This is a genomic window from Pseudonocardia humida (assembly GCF_023898865.1).
Classification (GTDB): Bacteria; Actinomycetota; Actinomycetes; order Mycobacteriales; family Pseudonocardiaceae; genus Pseudonocardia; species Pseudonocardia humida.
Genome location: NZ_JAGSOV010000053.1, coordinates 59,502 through 77,235 on the forward strand (window position 1 = coordinate 59,502; position 17,734 = coordinate 77,235).

At 74.2% G+C, this 17,734-nt stretch carries 11 protein-coding genes; 7 read left to right on the plus strand and 4 right to left on the minus strand.

Annotated features, from left to right (window positions below; all coding sequences use genetic code 11):
* Position 1 precedes the first annotated feature (1 nt).
* The 4 genes from KDL28_RS25080 to KDL28_RS25095 all read left to right on the plus strand — a co-directional run bounded on the left by KDL28_RS25080 (position 2) and on the right by KDL28_RS25095 (position 4,800).
* Entirely contained in the window at positions 2–934 is a 933-nt protein-coding gene (locus tag KDL28_RS25080) for a hypothetical protein (protein ID WP_252442235.1), read from the plus strand.
* Between the two features lie 45 nt (positions 935–979).
* Positions 980–1,918: a hypothetical protein gene (locus tag KDL28_RS25085; protein ID WP_252442122.1), complete on the plus strand. Its 939-nt coding sequence runs from the start codon at positions 980–982 to the stop codon at positions 1,916–1,918.
* A gap of 105 nt (positions 1,919–2,023) precedes the next feature.
* Positions 2,024–2,773 carry an IniB N-terminal domain-containing protein gene (locus tag KDL28_RS25090; RefSeq protein WP_252442124.1) on the plus strand — a complete coding sequence of 250 codons (750 nt, stop codon included), beginning with the start codon at positions 2,024–2,026 and terminating at the stop codon, positions 2,771–2,773.
* Positions 2,774–2,904: 131 nt separating this feature from the next.
* Entirely contained in the window at positions 2,905–4,800 is a 1,896-nt protein-coding gene (locus KDL28_RS25095; protein ID WP_252442126.1) for a dynamin family protein, read from the plus strand.
* A 459-nt stretch (positions 4,801–5,259) separates the two neighbouring features.
* Here the strand turns inward: KDL28_RS25095 and KDL28_RS25100 are convergent, their stop codons facing one another.
* Complete coding sequence (locus KDL28_RS25100) at positions 5,260–7,926, minus strand: helix-turn-helix transcriptional regulator (RefSeq protein WP_252442128.1); 2,667 nt, start codon at positions 7,924–7,926, stop codon at positions 5,260–5,262.
* A gap of 126 nt (positions 7,927–8,052) precedes the next feature.
* On the minus strand, positions 8,053–10,620 hold the full coding sequence (pepN, locus tag KDL28_RS25105; RefSeq protein WP_252442130.1) for an aminopeptidase N: 2,568 nt from the start codon (positions 10,618–10,620) through the stop codon (positions 8,053–8,055).
* A gap of 164 nt (positions 10,621–10,784) precedes the next feature.
* Between pepN and KDL28_RS25110 the strand changes: the two genes are divergently transcribed.
* The gene (locus KDL28_RS25110) at positions 10,785–11,411 is read left to right on the plus strand and encodes a DsbA family protein (RefSeq protein WP_252442132.1); all 627 of its coding nucleotides are present in this window, start codon (positions 10,785–10,787) and stop codon (positions 11,409–11,411) included.
* Between the two features lie 157 nt (positions 11,412–11,568).
* The gene (locus tag KDL28_RS25115) at positions 11,569–13,125 is read left to right on the plus strand and encodes a serine/threonine-protein kinase (RefSeq protein WP_252442134.1); all 1,557 of its coding nucleotides are present in this window, start codon (positions 11,569–11,571) and stop codon (positions 13,123–13,125) included.
* A gap of 16 nt (positions 13,126–13,141) precedes the next feature.
* On the opposite strand, the gene KDL28_RS41670 is transcribed toward KDL28_RS25115, so the two are convergent.
* Positions 13,142–14,905: a S9 family peptidase gene (locus tag KDL28_RS41670; RefSeq protein WP_252442136.1), complete on the minus strand. Its 1,764-nt coding sequence runs from the start codon at positions 14,903–14,905 to the stop codon at positions 13,142–13,144.
* A gap of 94 nt (positions 14,906–14,999) precedes the next feature.
* Positions 15,000–16,781 (minus strand): N-acetylglutaminylglutamine amidotransferase, encoded by a 1,782-nt coding sequence (locus tag KDL28_RS25125; RefSeq protein ID WP_252442138.1) that lies wholly within the window; start codon positions 16,779–16,781, stop codon positions 15,000–15,002.
* 120 nt (positions 16,782–16,901) lie between these two features.
* Here KDL28_RS25125 and KDL28_RS25130 point away from each other — a divergent pair, with 120 nt between their 5' ends.
* Complete coding sequence (locus tag KDL28_RS25130) at positions 16,902–17,696, plus strand: LLM class flavin-dependent oxidoreductase (RefSeq protein WP_252442140.1); 795 nt, start codon at positions 16,902–16,904, stop codon at positions 17,694–17,696.
* The last annotated feature ends 38 nt before the right edge of the window (positions 17,697–17,734 follow it).

Here is a 17,734-nt window from a genome sequence, read left to right on the forward strand (position 1 = left end):
GATGCCCAGCTTCAACTTCGTCCAGAACCCCGACGTGATCAGCAACAACCAGCAGAGCGCGGCCGGTGGCGCCGGTGGCGCCGGCGGGTCCACCGGTGCGGCGATGAGCAACCCGGAGGTGCTGGCCAACGGCGCCGGCGGCAGCGGCGGCGGGGCGCAGGCCAACGGCGGCACCAACGACGCCGGCAGCGGCCTGGGCCAGGGCGCCGGGGGCAACGGGTTCGGCATCGGGGGCGACGGCGACGGCGGCCTGCTCGACCTGTTCGGCGGCGCCGGTGGCGCCGGCACCGGGACCGGCGGCTTCGGCGCCGGCTCGGGGGTGGGCGGCGACGCGGAGGGCGCCAACGCCGGAACCGCTGTCGCCGGCTCCGGCGGCGACGGCGCGTCGGCCACCGTGGCCAGCAGCGCGGCCTCGGGCGCCGGCGGCGCCGGTGGCGCGGGCGGGGCCGGCGGCAGCAACTCGGCCGACCAGGTCGTGAACACCACCGCCGACCTGGACTTCACCGACTCGTTCACCGACGACGACGGCTTCGACCTCAAGGGTGCCGACGTCGAGGACGCGTTCAACCAGGACAACGACGGCGTCGACAACGCCGGCGGCATCATCAACAACTCCAACGTCGCCGACGGCGCCCAGTCCAACGTCGGCAACTCGTTCGAGACGACGACCATCACCGACTCGTTCAACACCGACGAGAGCGTCACCCAGGTCCTGCAGAACGTCGGCAACGACTACTCGGACAACTCCGAGACGATCTCCGGCTCGTTCAACGACCTGTCCCAGGACTTCGACATCGACCTGGACGACGTGGGCAACACCGACAACTCGGTCGACGTCGGCGACATCGACAACGACCTGATCGACGTGGACGTCGAGGACGTGCTCAACGACCTCGACCTCGACGGTGACCTGGACCTGAACCTCCCCCTCTGACCCGCCCTCCGCCACTCCTCCTCGCGAGAACAGGACACCGAAGACATGACCAACAACTACGGGCCCAGCTTCACCTTCGTCCAGGACCCGGACGTCATCAGCGACAACCAGCAGAACGCGGCGGGCGGTGCGGGCGGCGCCGGCGGCTCCACCGGTGCGGCCGTCAGCAACCCGGTGGTCATCGCCAGCGGCGGCGGCGGGGCAGGCGGCGTGGCCCAGGCCAACGGCGGCACCAACGACGCCGGCTCCGGCGCCGGGACGGGCGCCGGCGGCAACGGCCTCGGGGTCGGCGGCGACGGCGACGGCGGGCTGTTCGACCTGTTCGGCGGCGCCGGTGGCGCCGGCACCGGGACCGGCGGCTTCGGCGCCGGCTCCGGCGTGGGCGGCGACGCGACCGGTGCCGACGGCGGCATCGCGCTGGCCGGCTCCGGCGGGTCGGGCGCCACGGCCGGCGTGGCCAGCAGCGCGACCTCGGGCGCGGGCGGCGCGGGTGGCGCGGGTGGCGACGGTGGCACCAACTCCGCCGACCAGTTCGTGAACACCACCGCCGACCTGGACTTCACCGACTCGTTCACCGACGACGACGGCTTCGACCTCAAGGACGCCGACGTCGAGGGCTCGTTCAACCAGGACAACGACGGCGTCGACAACGCCGGCGGCCTGATCAACGGGTCGAACGTGGCCAACGGCGACCAGACCGGCGTCGGCAACTCCGTCGAGATCACCACGATCGACGGCTCGTTCAACACCGACGCCAGCCGCCTGACCGTGCTGGACAACGTCGGCAACGACTACTCCGACAACTCGACCACGGTCACGAACTCGGGCAACGACTTCTCCACCGACTTCGACCTGGACCTGGAGAACGTCGGCAACACCGACAACTCGGTCGACGTCGGCGACATCGACAACGACGGCATCGACGTGGACGTCAGCGACATCCTCAACGACGTCGAGGCCGACCTGCTCGAGATCGACATCTGATCCACCCGGGCTCCGGCCCCGCTCCCCGGCGGGGCCGGAGCCCGGTCCGCTCCACCCCCGATCTCGCCCGCCCCGACGGGCCCCGAACCCTGGAGGTGAACCACGATGGACACCGTCAACGCTCTGATCGAGTTCCTGCTGGACCTGCTGCGCGACGAACAGGCCCAGGCCGAGTTCGCCCGGGACCCGCAGGGCATGCTGGCCCGGGCGGGCCTGGAGGGCGTCTCCGCGCAGGACGTCTGCGACGCCCAGCCGATCATCGCCGACCACCCCGGCGTGCGGTCGCAGCAGCACCACGACGGGTCGCGCCACCACGACGGGTCGCGCCACCACGACGCGCCCCACCGGCCGCGCCACGACGACGATGACGACCCGGTCCGCGAGATCCACCACGTGGTCAAGACCCACGAGGTGGACAAGCAGGTGATCGTCAAGCACGCGGCGCCCGAGTACAACACCTACAACGAGTACAACAACCACTTCAGCTACACCGACAACAGCATCACCGCCGACACCGTCATCCAGGACTCGTTCAACGAGGACAACGACGGCGTCGACAACAAGGGCGGCGTGATCAACGACAGCAACGTCGCCAACGGTGACCAGGACGACGTGGGCAACTCCGAGGAGACGACCACCGTCACGGACTCGCTGAACGAGGACAACAGCGAGACCGACGTCGTCATCGACTCGGGCAACGACTCCAGCGACAACTCCACGACCGTCACCGACTCGGGCAACGACTCCAGCAGCAGCACGGAGGTCGACGTCAACGGTTCCTACAACGACGACAGCTCGACGACCGTCGGCGACGTGGACAACGACGGCGCCGACGTGAACCTGGTCAACGCCTGATCGGGTCCCACCGGACCTGAACCCACCCCGGACGCCGGACGCGGGCTCCGCCCCCGCCCGCGCCGGCCTCGGCTCCGCCCTCTCCGCCTCCCCGGGTCGGAGAGGGCGGAGCTGTACCCAGGAGGAAGCCCGTGGAGCTGCCCCGCTCGGCCAAGGCCATCGACCTGACGCTGGCCACGATCGCCCCCTACCAGCGCCCCGACCTGGAGGCCCGGCTGCGCCAGGCCCGGGCCCGGCTGCTCGACGACAAGGTGCGGGTGCTGGTCGTCGGGGAGTTCAAGCAGGGCAAGAGCCTGCTGGTGAACTCGCTGGTCAGCGCCCCGGTCTGCCCGGTGTACGACGACGTCGCGACCGCCGTGTCGACCGTGGTGCGCTACGCGCAGGAGCCGTCGCTGACCCTCGTGCGGCTGGCCGACAGCGGCGGCGACGGGCCGCCGGTCGAGCAGCGCCACCCGCAGCCCGCGGTACCGCTGCACGAGCTGTCCGACGCGGTGGCCCGCCACGTCACCGAGCAGCAGAACCCGGAGAACCGCCAGGGCATCAGCCACGTCGAGGTCGGCATCCCGCGCCACATCCTGCAGGCCGGGCTGGAGGTCGTCGACACGCCCGGCGTCGGCGGCCTGAACTCCGTGCACGGCGCGGCCACCATGTCCGCGCTGCCCACCGCCGACGCCGTGCTGCTGGTCTCGGACGCCTCCCAGGAGTACACCGCCCCGGAGCTGGAGTTCCTGCGCCAGGCCGTGCGGCTGTGCCCGAACGTGGCCTGCGTACTCACCAAGACCGACCTCTACCCGGAGTGGCGGCGCATCGCCGAGCTCGACCGCGGGCACCTGCGCTCCGCGGGCATCGAGGCCGAGCTGTTCGGGGTGTCGTCCACGATCCGCTGGCAGGCCGTGCTCACCGGCGACGACGCGCTCAACACCGAGTCCGGCTTCCCCGAGCTGGAGGCCTTCCTCGCCCACCGCGTCCTCGGCCAGGCCGACCTGCTGGCCCGCCGCTCCACCGTGCACGACATCCTCGCCGTCACCGGCCAGCTCATCGACGGGCTGCGCTCCGAGGAGGCGGCCCAGCGCAACCCCGAGCAGGTCCAGGAGCTGATCGCCGAGCTGACCACGGCCCAGCAGCAGGCCGCCGCGCTCAAGGAGCGCTCGGCGCGCTGGCAGCACACCCTCAACGACGGCGTCGCCGACCTCAACGCCGACATCGACCACGACCTGCGCGACCGCATGCGCGAGATCACCCGGCTCGCCGAGGAGGAGATCGACGAGGGCGGCGACCCCACCAAGACCTGGGAGCAGCTGTCCAGCTGGGTGCAGCAGCAGGTCGCCTCCGCGGCGTCGACGAACTTCGTCTGGGCCACCGAACGCGCCCGCTGGCTCGCCCAGCAGGTCGCCACCCACTTCGCCGAGGAGCGCGAAGCCCTCCTGCCGACCCTGCGCACCGAGGCCTCCGACGCCCTCGGCTCCGTCCGCGAGCTGCGCATGCGCGAGACCGAACCCTGGAAGCTCGCCCAGAAGGCCCTCACCGGCCTGCGCGGCAGCTACATGGGCGTGCTGATGTTCGGCCTCATCGGAACCATGGTCGGGCTGTCGCTGGTCAACCCGTTCTCGATCGGCGCGGGCCTGCTGCTGGGCGGCAAGACCATCAGCGACGAACGCCGCCGCATCATCACCCGCCGCCAGGGCGAGGCCAAGGTCAGCGTGCGCCGCTACGTCGACGACGTCACGTTCCAGGTCGGGAAGGACTCCCGGGACATGCTCCGCGGCGTCCAGCGGGACCTGCGCGACCACTTCACCGAGCTGGCCGAGCAGCTGAACCGCTCGCTGAAGGAGTCGCTGTCGACCGCCGAGCGCTCGGTCAAGGCCTCGCACGTCGACCGCGACCGCAGGCTGAGCGAGATCCCCGCCGAGCTGGCGAAGCTGGAGAAGCTGCAGGAGCGGGTGAAGACGCTGCTGCCCAAGCCGGCCGGGACGGCGGAGCAGGCCGAGCCGTCGGCCAGGCACCGCCTGGTGGCGTCCAAGGGGTAGCTCGGCTCGGGGTACTGCGCCTTCGGCAGGGCCGTGTCCGGGGGCGGCTCGGTCCGGTGGGGTGCTTCGGGGCCTCCGGCGGCGCCTGCGCTGCGCGCGCCGACGTGACGGCAGGGGCTTCTGGGGGGACGCCGGGCTTCCGATCGGTCTCGGTGCCGGGCTTCGTGGGTGACCGCCGTGGAGGGAATCCGGTCCTCACAGCGCCAGGGTGGTCCTCACAGCGCGCCGGCGGGCGGTGAGGACCACTTCCTGTGCTGTGAGGTGCGCGGGGCGGGCTGGATCGGGTGCTCGCAGCGCTCCGGCGGTGATCGACATCCGCGCCACTGATCGGGCGAATCGGACACCAACGGGTCCTCCCCCAAGCCCCCTGCTCGATCCGAGGTCGCCCGTCGCGAAGGCGCCGCCGGAGGCCCCCGACGAGCCCACCCGAAGCGAGCCAGGGGTCACCCAGGCAGGCGCTCAACCGTCCCCGACAGCCGCGACCGCAGCCCGCAACCGGTCGAACAGCTCCCCCCGCGACCCCACCCCGAGCCGCTGCCGCATCCGCGCCACGTAGTGCTCCACCGTCTTCGCCGAGATGTAGAGCCGCGACCCGATCTGCTTGTAGGTCAACCCGGCCAGGATCAGCCGCCCGATCTCCAGCTCGCGCTCGGTGAAGGGGTTGTCGTCCGCGGGGGTCGCCGGGGTGGCCGTGTCGAGCTCGGGGGTGCTGGGTTCGGTGGTGTCCGGTGCGGCGGTGTCCGGGGTCGCCCCCGGGGCCACGGTGCGGGCGAACGCGTGCAGCGCGGCGGCGGCCCGGCGCTCGGGCACGAGCGGGGCGGCCCGGCCGAGCAGCCGGGCGGCCTCCCAGCCCAGCCCGACGGCCTGCATGCGGCGGCCCAGTGCGACCAGGGCGTCCGGGTCGGTGCGCCCGGTGAGCACGTCCGCCCAGGCGGTCCCGGCGGCGTGCAGCACCGCCGGGTACGGGCCGGTGTCGGCCATCGCGGCCAGGGCCTCGACCTGGCGGTCGACCTCCTCGGCGGCGTCGGTGACGACCGCGGCCTGCAGCCGCGACCAGTGCAGCGGGGCCGTCCACAGCGCCGGACGGCCGAGGCGGTCGAGCAGCTGCTCGGCCTCGTCGAGGTGGGCGGCGAGGCGGTCGGACTCGTCGAGCGCGGCGGCGGCGACGGCCAGCTCGCCCAGCTGGCGCAGGGTGAACAGGTCGACCGGGTAGCGGACCAGCGCGTCGCGGGCGCGGGCCCAGGCCGTGGCCAGCGCGCCGGGGCTCTCCGCGCGGCGGGCGACGGCGACGTCCAGCGCGGCGGCGACGACCTCGTCGCGGGGCTCCAGGCGCACGTCGGGGCGGGAGAGGCGGTCGAGCAGCCTGCGGACGGCGCCGGGGTGGCCGCCGGCCAGCAGCAGCCGGGCGTGCAGCAGCCGGTGGCGCAGGGCGGCGGGGCGCCCGCCGTGGCGGCCCTGCACGGCCCGGCGCAGGACGTCGGCGGCGACCGACAGCTCGCCGCACTGCAGCGCGACGACGGCGGTCAGGGCGGCGGGGGTGTCGGGCAGCAGCGCGGTGGCCGCGATCGGCTCGAGCAGGGCGGCGGCCCGGGACAGCCGCGACACCGCGGCCGGGGCCGAGCCGGTGACCGTGGCGATCATGCCATCGGCCATCAGCGCGGCGGCCCCGCCGAGCAGCGTCGACGGGCCGGGGGCCGCGGCCGCGGCGGCGACCGCCCGCTCGGCCTCGGCCAGCGCGCCCGTCGCGACCAGCGCGGGCACGCCCAGCAGGGCGTCGGCGGGGGAGAGGCTGCGGTAGAGCTCGGCGCTGCCCGACAGCATGCCGCGGTGGGCGAGCACGGCCGCGGTCGTGTGCACGGCCTGGGCGCGGTCGGCGGCCGCCGCGTCGGTGAGGGTCGCGTCGGTGTGCGACGCGGCGGCGAGCACCGGGTCGGCGTGGCGCAGGGCGGCGTCCAGGTCGCCGGCCAGCGCGGTCGCCCGGGCCCGGCGGGCGGCCAGCGCGCGGGCCGGGCGCCCGGCCGCGACCGCGCCCGCCAGCAGCTCGGCGGCCAGCGCCGGGGAGTCGGCGATCGCCTCGTCGGCGGCGGCCTCCAGCACCGCGGCGACCCGGGTCCCGCTCGCGCCGGTGCCCAGCAGCCTGCGCCCCGCGACGAGCACGGAGCCGCCGCGGTCGAGCTCGATGGTGGCCAGCCGGCACTGCAGCTCGCGGCGGCGCAGCACCGGCGTCAGGCGCAGGAACAGCGCCTGGATGATCGGGATCAGCTCCCCGGTGTCGCGCAGCAGGCCGGTGGCCATGGCGGCCTCGACGGCCGCCCCGATCCCGGCGTCCATCCCCACCTGGCCGCCGCCGGGCAGGCCGTCGAACAGGGTGCCCAGCACGTCGCTGTCCAGCGCGGCGCCCAGCGCCATCGCCTCCAGCACGGCGTGCACGTCGGGTTCCAGCGCGTCCACCCGGTGGCGCAGCCGCTCGGCGAACGCCGCGGAGACCGTGATCCGGTCGGGCCGGTCGAACCGCTCCGGCTCGCGCGGGTCGAAGCGGCCCGACTCGCGCAGCACGTGGGCGACCAGGTCGACCAGGCCGGGCAGGCCGCCGGACTGCTCGTGGACCAGCGCGACCATCGGCTCGGGGGGCGCGCAGTCGAGCCGCTCGGCGATCCGGTCGGCCACCGCGGCCCGGTCGAGGTGGCCGACCATGGCCACGATCCGGCGGGGGCCGAGGGTGGCGGTCAGCGCGGCGAGCGCGCGCGGGCGCGGCCAGGGCCGGTGGGCCAGCACCAGCCGGGCGGCCGGGTCGGCGGCGAGGCGGCAGAGCCGGTCGAGATCGGCGTCGGTGAGCCGGTGCGCGTCGTCGACCAGGACGGCGGCGTCCCGCGGGTCCGACCACGGCCCCGGGTACCGGACGACTTCCACGCCTGCCCGCGCGTAGGCGGCGGCCAGCTCGTCGAGCAGCATCGACTTGCCGGTGCCGCCGGGGCCGACGATCGCGGCGGCCAGCGGGGCCACCGGGTCCTCGACGACCCGGGCGGTCAGCGCCTCGCCGCCGGGCGGCCCGCCGTAGGGCCGCTGCGCGAGCGCGGTCGCCCCGTCCGTCGAACCCGGCCACCGCGACACGTCCGTTGCCCCCATCCCGGCCGCTCGGCCGTCACCGGGCAGTGTCGTCCGGCTCGGGGGTGGTCGTTAACGCGCTGTCGCCGGACAACCGCATCGAGTGACACCCGACGGTGCGCGATCACAGCACGTGAGCCCGACCGGTCAGCTGCGGTCGAACTCGCGGGCGCCCAGGGCCCGGACGATCCCGGCGCGGCCCTCGGACACCAGCCGGCGCAGGGCGGGCGGGTGCGACTCGTCGGCCAGCCAGGCGTCGGCCGCCTCGACCGTGGACTTGTCCACGGCCCACGACGGGAACAGCCCCACGACCACCGACTGCGCCCGCTCGCTGGTCCGGCGCGACCAGACCTCGGAGACCTGGGAGAAGTACCGCTCCACGTAGCCGCCCAGCAGCCCCCGCTGGGTCGGGTGGGCGAACCCGGAGATGATCGCCTCCTGGACCGCGTTCGGGATGTCGTCGTCGTGCACGGCGCGCTCCCAGGCGCGCTCCTTGGCCGCCGCCGACGGGACCAGCGCGCGGGCCCGCTCGGCCTGCCGCTGCCCGGTGGAGGTGGGGTCGCGCTCCTGCTCGGCGTCGATGTCGGCCTCGCTGGCGTGGCCGTGCGCGACCAGCGCGTGCAGCAGCCGCCAGCGCAGGTCGGTGTCGATGGTGAGCCCGTCGGGCACGTCCAGGCCGTCCAGCCAGAGCCGGAACCCGTCGAGCACGCTGGAGTAGAGCACGCACGAGGCCAGCGCGTTGACCGTGGCCAGCTGGGTGTCCGAGCCGGCCTCCGCGCTGGCCAGCCGGCGCAGCAGCGCGTCGACGATCATCGGCCAGCCGCTCTCGAAGGCCCACTGCTCGTCGGCGTAGGACGCGGTCGCCGTCTGGGCCTGCAGGAGCAGCCGCTGCAGCACGCCGACCTCGGTCTCCGCGGCGAAGCCGCCGGCCACCAGGGTGGCGAAGTCGCGCGCCTTGAGCTCGGCCTCGCGGGTCATCTCCCAGGCCGCCGACCAGCACAGCGTGCGCGGCAGCGGATCGGCGATGTCGCCGATCCGGTCGATCAGGGTGGTCAGCGAGTCGGGGTCGAGCCGCAGGGCGCAGTAGGTGAGGTCGTCGTCGTTGACCAGCACCAGCCGGCCGCGGGGGACGCCCAGCAGCTCCGGGACGGCGGTGCGCTCGCCGCTGACGTCGACCTCGACCCGGTGCGTGCGCACCAGCTTGCCGCTGCCGTCGTCGTCGTAGACGCCGACGGCGAGCCGGTGCGTGCGCAGCTCGCCCGCGCCCGGCCGGGCCCCGCCCTGCACGACCTCGAAGCGGCTGAACGCGCCGCGGCGGTCGACGTCGAACGAGGGGCGCAGCAGGTTGAGCCCGGTGGTGCGCAGCCACTGCGCGCCCCAGCCGGACAGGTCGCGCCCTGAGGCGTCCTCCAGCGCGCCCAGCAGGTCGTCGAAGGTGGCGTTGCCCCAGGCGTGCGCGGTGAAGTAGGCGCGCAGCCCGGCCAGGAACGGCTCCAGCCCGACGTAGGCCACCAGCTGCTTGAGCACCGAGGCGCCCTTGGCGTAGGTGATGCCGTCGAAGTTGACCTCGACGGCCTGCAGGTCGGGGATGTCGGCGGCGATGGGGTGCGTGGAGGGCAGCTGGTCCTGGCGGTAGGCCCAGGACTTCTCGACGTTCGCGAACGTCGTCCAGGCCTCCTTGTACTCGGTGGCGGCGGCCTGGCAGAGCACGCTGGCGAAGGTCGCGAACGACTCGTTCAGCCACAGGTCGTCCCACCAGCGCATGGTCACGAGGTCGCCGAACCACATGTGGGCCATCTCGTGCAGCACGGTCTCGGCGCGGCGCTCGTAGACCGACCGCGTGACCCGGGACCGGAAGACGTAGTCCTCCAGGAAGGTGACCGCGCCGGCGTTCTCCATCGCCCCGGCGTTGAACTCCGGCACGAACAGCTGGTCGTACTTGCCGAAGGGGTACCGCACCCCGAAGTTGCGGTGGTAGAAGTCGAAGCCCTGCTTGGTCTCGGTGAACAGCCGCTCGGCGTCCATGAACTGGCCGAGGGAGGAGCGGCAGTAGATGCCCAGCGGGATGGTTCCGTGCTCGTCGCGGTACTCGTCGTGCCAGGCCGCGTACGGGCCGGCGATGAGCGCCACCAGGTACGTCGACATGATCTCGCTGGTCGCGAAGCGGTGCACGACCGCGCCGCCCTCGCCGTCGTCGGTCGAGGCGGGGGCGGCGTTGGAGACGACCTGCCAGTCGGCCGGGGCGGCGACCGTGACCGTGTAGCGGGCCTTGAGGTCGGGCTGGTCGAAGCAGGCGAACATGCGCTTGGCGTCGGCCGTCTCGAACTGGGAGTAGAGGTAGACGCCGCCGTCGAGGGGGTCGACGAAGCGGTGCAGGCCCTCGCCGGTGTTCATGTACCGGCCGGTCGCCTCGACGCGCAGCTCGTTCGCGGCGGCCAGCGAGGGCAGCGCGATGCCGTCCTCCTCGCGGTAGCCCGAGACGTCGAGCGGCTCGCCGTTGAGCGTGGCGGCGGCGACGTCGGCCGCGACGAGGTCGATCCAGCTGTCGGCGCCCGGCTCGCGGCAGGTGAAGCGGACCGTGGTGGTCGTGGCGAACGTCGCGTCGCCGGGCTTGCCGCCGCCGTCGGTCAGGTCGAGCTCGATCACGTAGTCGTCGACCGACAGGAGTGCGGCCCGCCGCTCGGCGTCCGTGCGGGTCAGGTTGGGCGGGGCCATGCGCTCTGCGGGCTCCTTCGGGGTCGTCGGTGTCCGCGATCCAACCACGTGCCGGCGGCGGATGCCGGTGAGATCGGTCCCGGCCGCGACCGGGCGGGCGGGAATCCCGACGGGCGGTCACGGGTTGGCGTTGACGAGTGAGCCCACCGTCGAACGGAGAAGCTGTGACCAGCACGGACGCCACCACCGCAACGGCGAGGGTCGACTTCTGGTTCGACCCGCTCTGCCCGTGGGCGTGGATCACCTCGCGGTGGATGCTGGAGGTGCGCGAGGTCCGCGACGTGCGGATCGACTGGCACGTGATGAGCCTGTCTGTGCTCAACGAGGGCCGCGACCTGTCGGAGGACTACCGGGCGATGATGGACCGCGGCTGGGGCCCGGTGCGCGTGGCGATCGCCGCGGCGAAGGAGCGCGGCCCGGAGATCCTCGAGCCGCTCTACACGGCGATGGGCACGCGCATCCACGACCGGGGCAACAAGGACTTCGACGTGGTGATCAAGGAGGCGCTGGCCGAGCTGGAGCTGCCGGCGTCCCTGGCCGCCGCGGCGACGAGCACCGAGCACGACGCCGAGCTGCGCGAGAGCCACGCCCGGGGCATGGAGCCGGTCGGGCTGGACGTGGGCACGCCCACCATCCACATCGACGGCGTGGCGTTCTTCGGCCCGGTGCTCTCGCGCATCCCGCGCGGCGAGGACGCCGGCCGGGTGTTCGACGGCAGCCGGCTGCTGGCGTCCTACCCGCACTTCTTCGAGCTGAAGCGCACCCGCAGCGAGGACCCCGCGTTCGACTGAGACCCGCGCGGGCGGGCCCGCCGGGGTCCGCCCGCGGCACCGCGGGACGGCCGTCCGGCCAAGATCGAGTCAGGGCGCGCGGCCGCCGAGGACCGGGCGGTGACGAGCACGACCGCACTGGTCCGGGCCGGAGCAGGGGTCGCTACCCTAGGCCACGATGAGTACCCCGTCCGATGACACCCCGAGCCGCATCGGCGACCGCTACCGGTTGGAAGAGCGGATCGGCGCCGGCGCCATGGGCGCCGTCTGGCGGGCTACCGATGAGTTGTTGAACCGCACCGTCGCGGTCAAGGAGCTGCTCGCGGCCGCGGTCCCGGCCAGGGGCGGCGCGCTGGAGGAGTCCCGCCAACGCATCCTGCGCGAGGGCCGCATCGGGGCCCGGCTGCAGCACCCGCACGTCATCAGCATGTTCGACGTCGTCGTGCACGAGGACAGCCCCTGGCTGGTCATGGAGTACCTGCCGTCGGTGTCGCTGGCCCAGCGGCTCGCCCAGGACGGGCCGATGGCCCCGCGCGAGGCGGCCGACATCGGCAGCCAGGTCGCCGACGGGCTGGCCGCCGCGCACAAGGCGGGCGTGGTGCACCGCGACATCAAGCCGGGCAACGTGCTGCTCGGCGACGACGGCCGGGTCAAGCTCACCGACTTCGGCGTCTCGCGCGCCGTGGACGACGTCCAGCTCACCCGCACCGGCCTGATCGCCGGCACACCGGCGTTCCTGGCCCCCGAGGTGGCCCGCGGCCAGGACCCCACCTCGGCCTCGGACGTCTTCGCGCTCGGCGCCACGCTGTACGCCGCGGTCGAGGGTGGCCCACCTTTCGGACTGGACGACAACGCCTACGCCCTGCTGCACAAGGTGGCCACCGGTGAGGTCGAGCCGCCGAAGCAGGCCGGCGAGCTGCACGACGTGATGATGCGGCTGCTGGCCAAGGAGCCCGAGGAGCGGCCGACCGCCGCCCAGGCCCGCGACCTGCTGGCCAAGGTGGCCTCCGGTGCGGCCGCGCCGCCGGGCACGGCCACCGCCGTGCTGCCGCCCCCGGCGGGGCGGGCCGCCCCCCGCCGGCCCTCGCCGCGCCCCGTCCCGGCCGCGGCGCCCGCCCGCCCGACCCGCCCGCCCGCCGAGCCGCGCGACCGCCGCCGCCCGCCGGTCTGGCTGATCGCGCTGGTCGCCGCGCTCGTCGTCGGTGGCGCGATCGCCGCGGTCCTGCTGAACAACCTGGCCGGTGGCGGGGGCGGCGCCGACCCGTCGGCCGCGCCGACGACCACCGGTGAGGTCGCCGCGCCGCCCGCCGGCGCGCCGTCGACCACCGAGGGCGGCGAGGATCCGCCCTCGCCCACGCCTGCGCCCACCACCGAGCCCGCGCCCACGACGACGGCGGAGCCGACGAGCACGCCCGCCACGGCGCCGAACGACGCGGTGCAGTTCGTCCTGGACTACTACTCGCAGCTGCCCGGCAACATCGACGCGGCGCTGTCGCGGCTGAGCCCGCGCGCGGTCGCGCAGTCCGGCGGCGAGTCCGGGTACCGGAACTTCTGGAGCCGGGTCGACCGGGTGATCGTCCGGAACGTGCAGCGCCCGGACCCGACGACCGGCACCGTCACGGGCCTGGTGACCTTCACCTACAACGACGGCAGCCCCACGGAGACCGACGTACCGTACTCCTGGGACATCGCGATCGACGACGGCCGGACGATCATGGAGAGCTTCTCCAGCTGACCGCCCGGCCGGTCGGTCAGGCCGTCTGCTCCACCGGTTCCAGCAGGTGCGCGGTGACCCACCCCACCACCTCGCGGACGAACACCGCCCGGTTGGCCGTGCCGTGCACCTCGTGGCCCTCGTCGTCGAACAGCAGGAACCCCGGCGAGGCCGCCCGCTCGCGCAGCGCCGCCACCACCTGCTCGGCCTCCACGAGCGGCACGTTGGTGTCGTGCGCCCCGTGCACCACCAGCAGCGGCGCCACGATCCGGTCGACGTGGTGGATCGGGGAGAGCTCGCGCAGCAGCTCCGCGTCGACCCGCGGGTCGCCGTACTTGGTGACCGCGGCGGCCGCGATCCACGGCTCGGTCTGGTCGTAGAACGTGGCGAAGTCGGAGATCCCGCACACGTCCACGCCCACCGCGAACAGCTCCGGGAACCAGGCCAGCGCGACCAGCGTCAGGTAGCCGCCGTAGGACCGGCCGGAGACCCCGACCCTCGCCGGGTCGGCCAGCTCGGCCGAGACCAGGAAGTCGACGGCCGCGCGCACGTCGGTGATCGCCACGAAGCGGCGGTCGAGGTCGTCGGCCGCGGCGAAGGAGCGCCCGTAGCCGATCGAGCCCCGCACGTTCGGCGCGAACACCGCCACCCCGGCCGCCACCATGGCCTGGAACAGCGGCTGGTGCACCGGCCGCTCCTGGGCCTCCGGGCCGCCGTGCAGCCACAGCAGCGTCGGCAGCGGGCCCAGCGCGCCGCGCGGGCGGAACAGCCACCCCGACAGCACCAGCCCGTCCTCGGCGCGGAACTCGTGCAGCGTGGGCGCGACGAAGGCGCCGCCGTCGTCGGGCTCGGCGGGCAGCAGCGGGCCCAGCTCGCCGGTGTCCAGCGCGACCCGGCTCACCCGCGGGGTGACCGTCGGGCCCTCGGCCGCGACCAGCAGCGCGTCGCCGTCGCGGGTGAAGGCGAGGCCGGTGACCACGTCGCCGGGGACGGGGCCGAGCGGCTCGGCGAGGCCGGAGCGCAGGTCGAGCAGCTCGTTCTCGCTCACCCCGGCCACGTTCCAGACCAGCGCGGCGCGCACGCCCGCCGGGTCGAGCGCGACGATGTCGAGGTCGGCGTCCTCGCGCTCGGCCACCACGAACACGGTGGACACCGCGTCGCCGCGCAGGGTGACCGCGAGCAGCGCGGGCCGCTCCCGGCCGGCGTCGGTGTGCACGTAGAGCTGGCGCCCGGTGATGCCGAACCGGGCGTCGGCCACGTTGGCCTCCCCGCCGGGGATCAGCTCGGTGCGCCGCCCCGACCACAGGTCGACCAGCTCCAGGCCGCGCTGCCCGCGCCTGCCCAGCCGCACGACGGCGCGGCGGCCGTCGCCGCTGACCGCGCAGACCCGCGCGGCCGGCCCGGCCGCGACCACCGTCGACGTGCCGTCGCGCAGGTCGTAGAGGCAGGCCTGGCCGTCGCCGGCGCCCTCGGGGAACACGGTGACGCCGAGCTGGTTGCCGCTGGGCGACCAGGACCCGAGGGTGACCGCCGCGGCGCCGGGGGCGATCTCCTGGACCTCCCCGGAGTCGGGGCTGTGCAGCCGCACCCGCGTGCGCTCGCCACCGCAGTGGGCGAGCTGGCAGGCGATCCAGGCGCCGTCGGGCGACCAGCTCAGCGCCTGCACGTCGTCGCCGGTCACCAGCGGGAAGTCCGGCTCGACGACCGGGCCGCCGTCGGCGGGCAGCACGGCCACCCAGGCGTGCGGGCGCCCGTCGCGGTCGGAGATCCAGGCGATGCGGGTGCCGTCCGGGGACGGCACCGGTTCGCAGTAGTGGGGGATGGGGGAGTCGGATCGCCCGCTGCGGGCGAGACGTCGCTCGGCCAGCTCAGCCTGCGAATGGATGGACACCAAGCTAGAGCCCCCTCTCCTGCAACCACATCTCCAGCAGAGCCACCTGCCACAACGCGTTCGACCCCAGGTTGGTGCGCTGGGTGTTGGGGTCGGCCAGCATCGCGTCCAGCCAGTCGCGGCGGACCAGCCCCCGCGCCTTGGCCACCGGGTCGGTGACGGCGTCGCGCACCCGGTCGAGGAACGGGCCCTCCAGGTGCCGGATCGCCGGCACCGGGAAGTAGCCCTTCGGCCGGTCGATGATGGCATCCGGCACGACGCCGCGGGCAGCCTCCTTGAGCACGCCCTTGCCCCCGTGCGCGAGCTTCAGCTCGGGCGGGCAGGCGGCGGCGAGTTCCACCAGCTCATGGTCCAGGAACGGGACCCGCGCCTCCAGGCCCCACGCCATCGTCATGTTGTCCACGCGCTTGACCGGGTCGTCGACCAGCATGATCGTCGAGTCCATGCGCAACGCCGCGTCCAACGTGTCCTGCGCGCCGGGCATTCCGAACCGCTCGGCGATGAACGCCCGGCTCGGGTCGTGGTCGAGCAGCCACTCCGGCTCCAGGATGTTCGCCAGGTCGGCGTGCGGGCGGTCGGTGAAGACCTTCGCGTACTCCTCGACCGCACGCTCGCGCGGCGTGCGGGCCAGCGGCGGGTACCAGTCGTAACCGGCGAACACCTCGTCGGCGCCCTGCCCGGACTGCACGACCGTGACCGACTTCTTGACCTCCTCGGCCAGCAGGTAGAACGCGACGCAGTCGTGGCTGACCATCGGCTCGGCCATGGCCGTGATCGCCCCGTCGACGGCGGGCAGCATCCGCGACGGGTCGACCAGGATCTGCTGGTGGTCGGTGCCGAAGGTCTGCGCGACCAGGTCGGAGTACTCGAACTCGTCGCCGGCCTCGCCCGCGGTGGCGTGGAAGCCGACGCTGAACGTCTTCAGCCCGACCTGGCCCTCCTGCGCCAGCAGCGCCACCACCAGCGACGAGTCGAGCCCCCCGGAGAGCAGCACGCCGACCGGCACGTCGGCGACCATCCGGCGGCGCACCGCCAGCCGCAGCGCCTCCAGCACCGCGTCGCGCCAGTCGCCCGCGCTCATGCCGGCCCGCCGCGGGTCGCGGACGTGCTCGGGCCGCCAGTACTCGTGGTCGCTGCTGGCGCCGTCGGGCTGGATCGTGCGCACGGTGGCCGGGGGCAGCTTGCGGACGCCGGCCAGGATCGTGCGCGGCGCGGGCACCACCGAGTGGAACGTCATGTAGTGGTGCAGGGCGACCGGGTCGATGCCGGTGTCCACCCCACCGCCCTCCAGCAGCGCCGGCAGCGACGAGGCGAACCGCAGGCTCCGCGGCCCCTCGCTGTAGTACAGCGGCTTGATGCCCAGCCGGTCGCGGCCCAGGGTCAGCACCCCCGACTCGCGGTCGACGATCGCGAACGCGAACATCCCGAGGAAGCGCTCCACGCAGGCCGGGCCCCAGCGGTGGAACGCCTTGATCAGCACCTCGGTGTCGGTGTGGGAGAAGAACCGGTAGCCCGCGGCCTCCAGCTCCTGGCGCAGCTCGCGGAAGTTGTAGACCAGGCCGTTGAAGACCGCGCTCAGCCCCAGCTCGGAGTCGACCATCGGCTGGGCGCCGCGCTCGGACAGGTCGAGGATCTTGAGCCGGCGGTGGCCGAGCGCGACCGGGCCGACGGCGTGCACCCCGGAGCCGTCCGGGCCCCGCCGGTGCATCGCGGCGGTGATCCGCGCGACGGCCGCCACGTCGGGCTCGCCGCCGTCGAACCGGATCTCCCCGGCGATGCCGCACATGCGCTCTGTCCTCTCGTCGCGGTCTGGTTCGGACGAGTGGACGATGCCGACCCCCGTCCGCGCAAGCGGCACCGTGTTTCCACCTCGTGTCCCGCGCCTCTCCTGTGGTGGACTCCACCGGTGAGCTCACCGACGACCGGCGTGGTGTTCCGCCCCCAGTGCCCTCCCGAGCAGCTGCGCGATGCGGTGCGCGCGGCCGAGGACGCCGGGGTGGCCGAGCTGTGGCTGTGGGAGGACTGCTTCTTCGAGGGCAGCATGAGCGCCGCGGCGGCGGCGCTGGCCTGGAGCGATCGGCTGGCCGTCGGCATCGGGCTGGTCCCGGTGCCGTTGCGCAACGCGGCACTGACCGCGATGGAGCTCGCCACTGTGGCCAGGATGTTCCCCGGCCGGTTCCTGCCCGGTCTCGGGCACGGCGTGCTGGACTGGATGGCGCAGGTCGGGGCCAGGGCCGCGTCGCCGATGACGCTGCTGCGCGAGCAGACGACCGCGATCCGCGCGCTGCTGGGCGGCGAGACCGTCACGACGTCCGGGAAGCACGTCCAGCTCGACGCCGTCGCGCTGGACTGGCCGCCGCCCCAGCCCCCGCCGCTGCTGGTCGGCGGGCGCGGGCCGAAGACGCTGCGGCTGGCCGGGGAGCTGGCCGACGGGGTCATCCTCGACGTCGACCAGACCCCCGAGGGCGTGCGCCGCCAGCTGGCGTCGGTCCAGCAGGGCCGGGAGGCCGCCGGGCGCGCCGACGGGCCGTTCCGGGCGGTCGTCTACGTCGAGGCCGACCCGACCGCGACCGACCTGTCCGCCCAGATGGCCCGCCGGGCGGCGGAGCTGGGCGGGGTGGGCGCAACGTCGGTGGTCTTCCAGCCCCCCGGCGTCGCCCCCGACCCCCGCCCCCTCATCGAGGCCCTGATGCGCTCGTGAGTGGAAACCGGCTGGGGCCCTGATTTCCACTCACGACC

What these genes read in the sequence shown, in the direction of transcription:
- KDL28_RS25100 (WP_252442128.1), bottom strand. Translation starts at nt 7,926, where the DNA reads ATGGGGGCAACGGACGTGTCGCGGTGGCCGGGTTCGACGGACGGGGCG.
- KDL28_RS25115 (WP_252442134.1), top strand. Translation starts at nt 11,569, where the DNA reads ATGAGTACCCCGTCCGATGACACCCCGAGCCGCATCGGCGACCGCTAC.
- KDL28_RS25080 (WP_252442235.1), top strand. Translation starts at nt 2, where the DNA reads ATGCCCAGCTTCAACTTCGTCCAGAACCCCGACGTGATCAGCAACAAC.
- KDL28_RS25085 (WP_252442122.1), top strand. Translation starts at nt 980, where the DNA reads ATGACCAACAACTACGGGCCCAGCTTCACCTTCGTCCAGGACCCGGAC.
- KDL28_RS25090 (WP_252442124.1), top strand. Translation starts at nt 2,024, where the DNA reads ATGGACACCGTCAACGCTCTGATCGAGTTCCTGCTGGACCTGCTGCGC.
- pepN (WP_252442130.1), bottom strand. Translation starts at nt 10,620, where the DNA reads ATGGCCCCGCCCAACCTGACCCGCACGGACGCCGAGCGGCGGGCCGCA.
- KDL28_RS25125 (WP_252442138.1), bottom strand. Translation starts at nt 16,781, where the DNA reads ATGTGCGGCATCGCCGGGGAGATCCGGTTCGACGGCGGCGAGCCCGAC.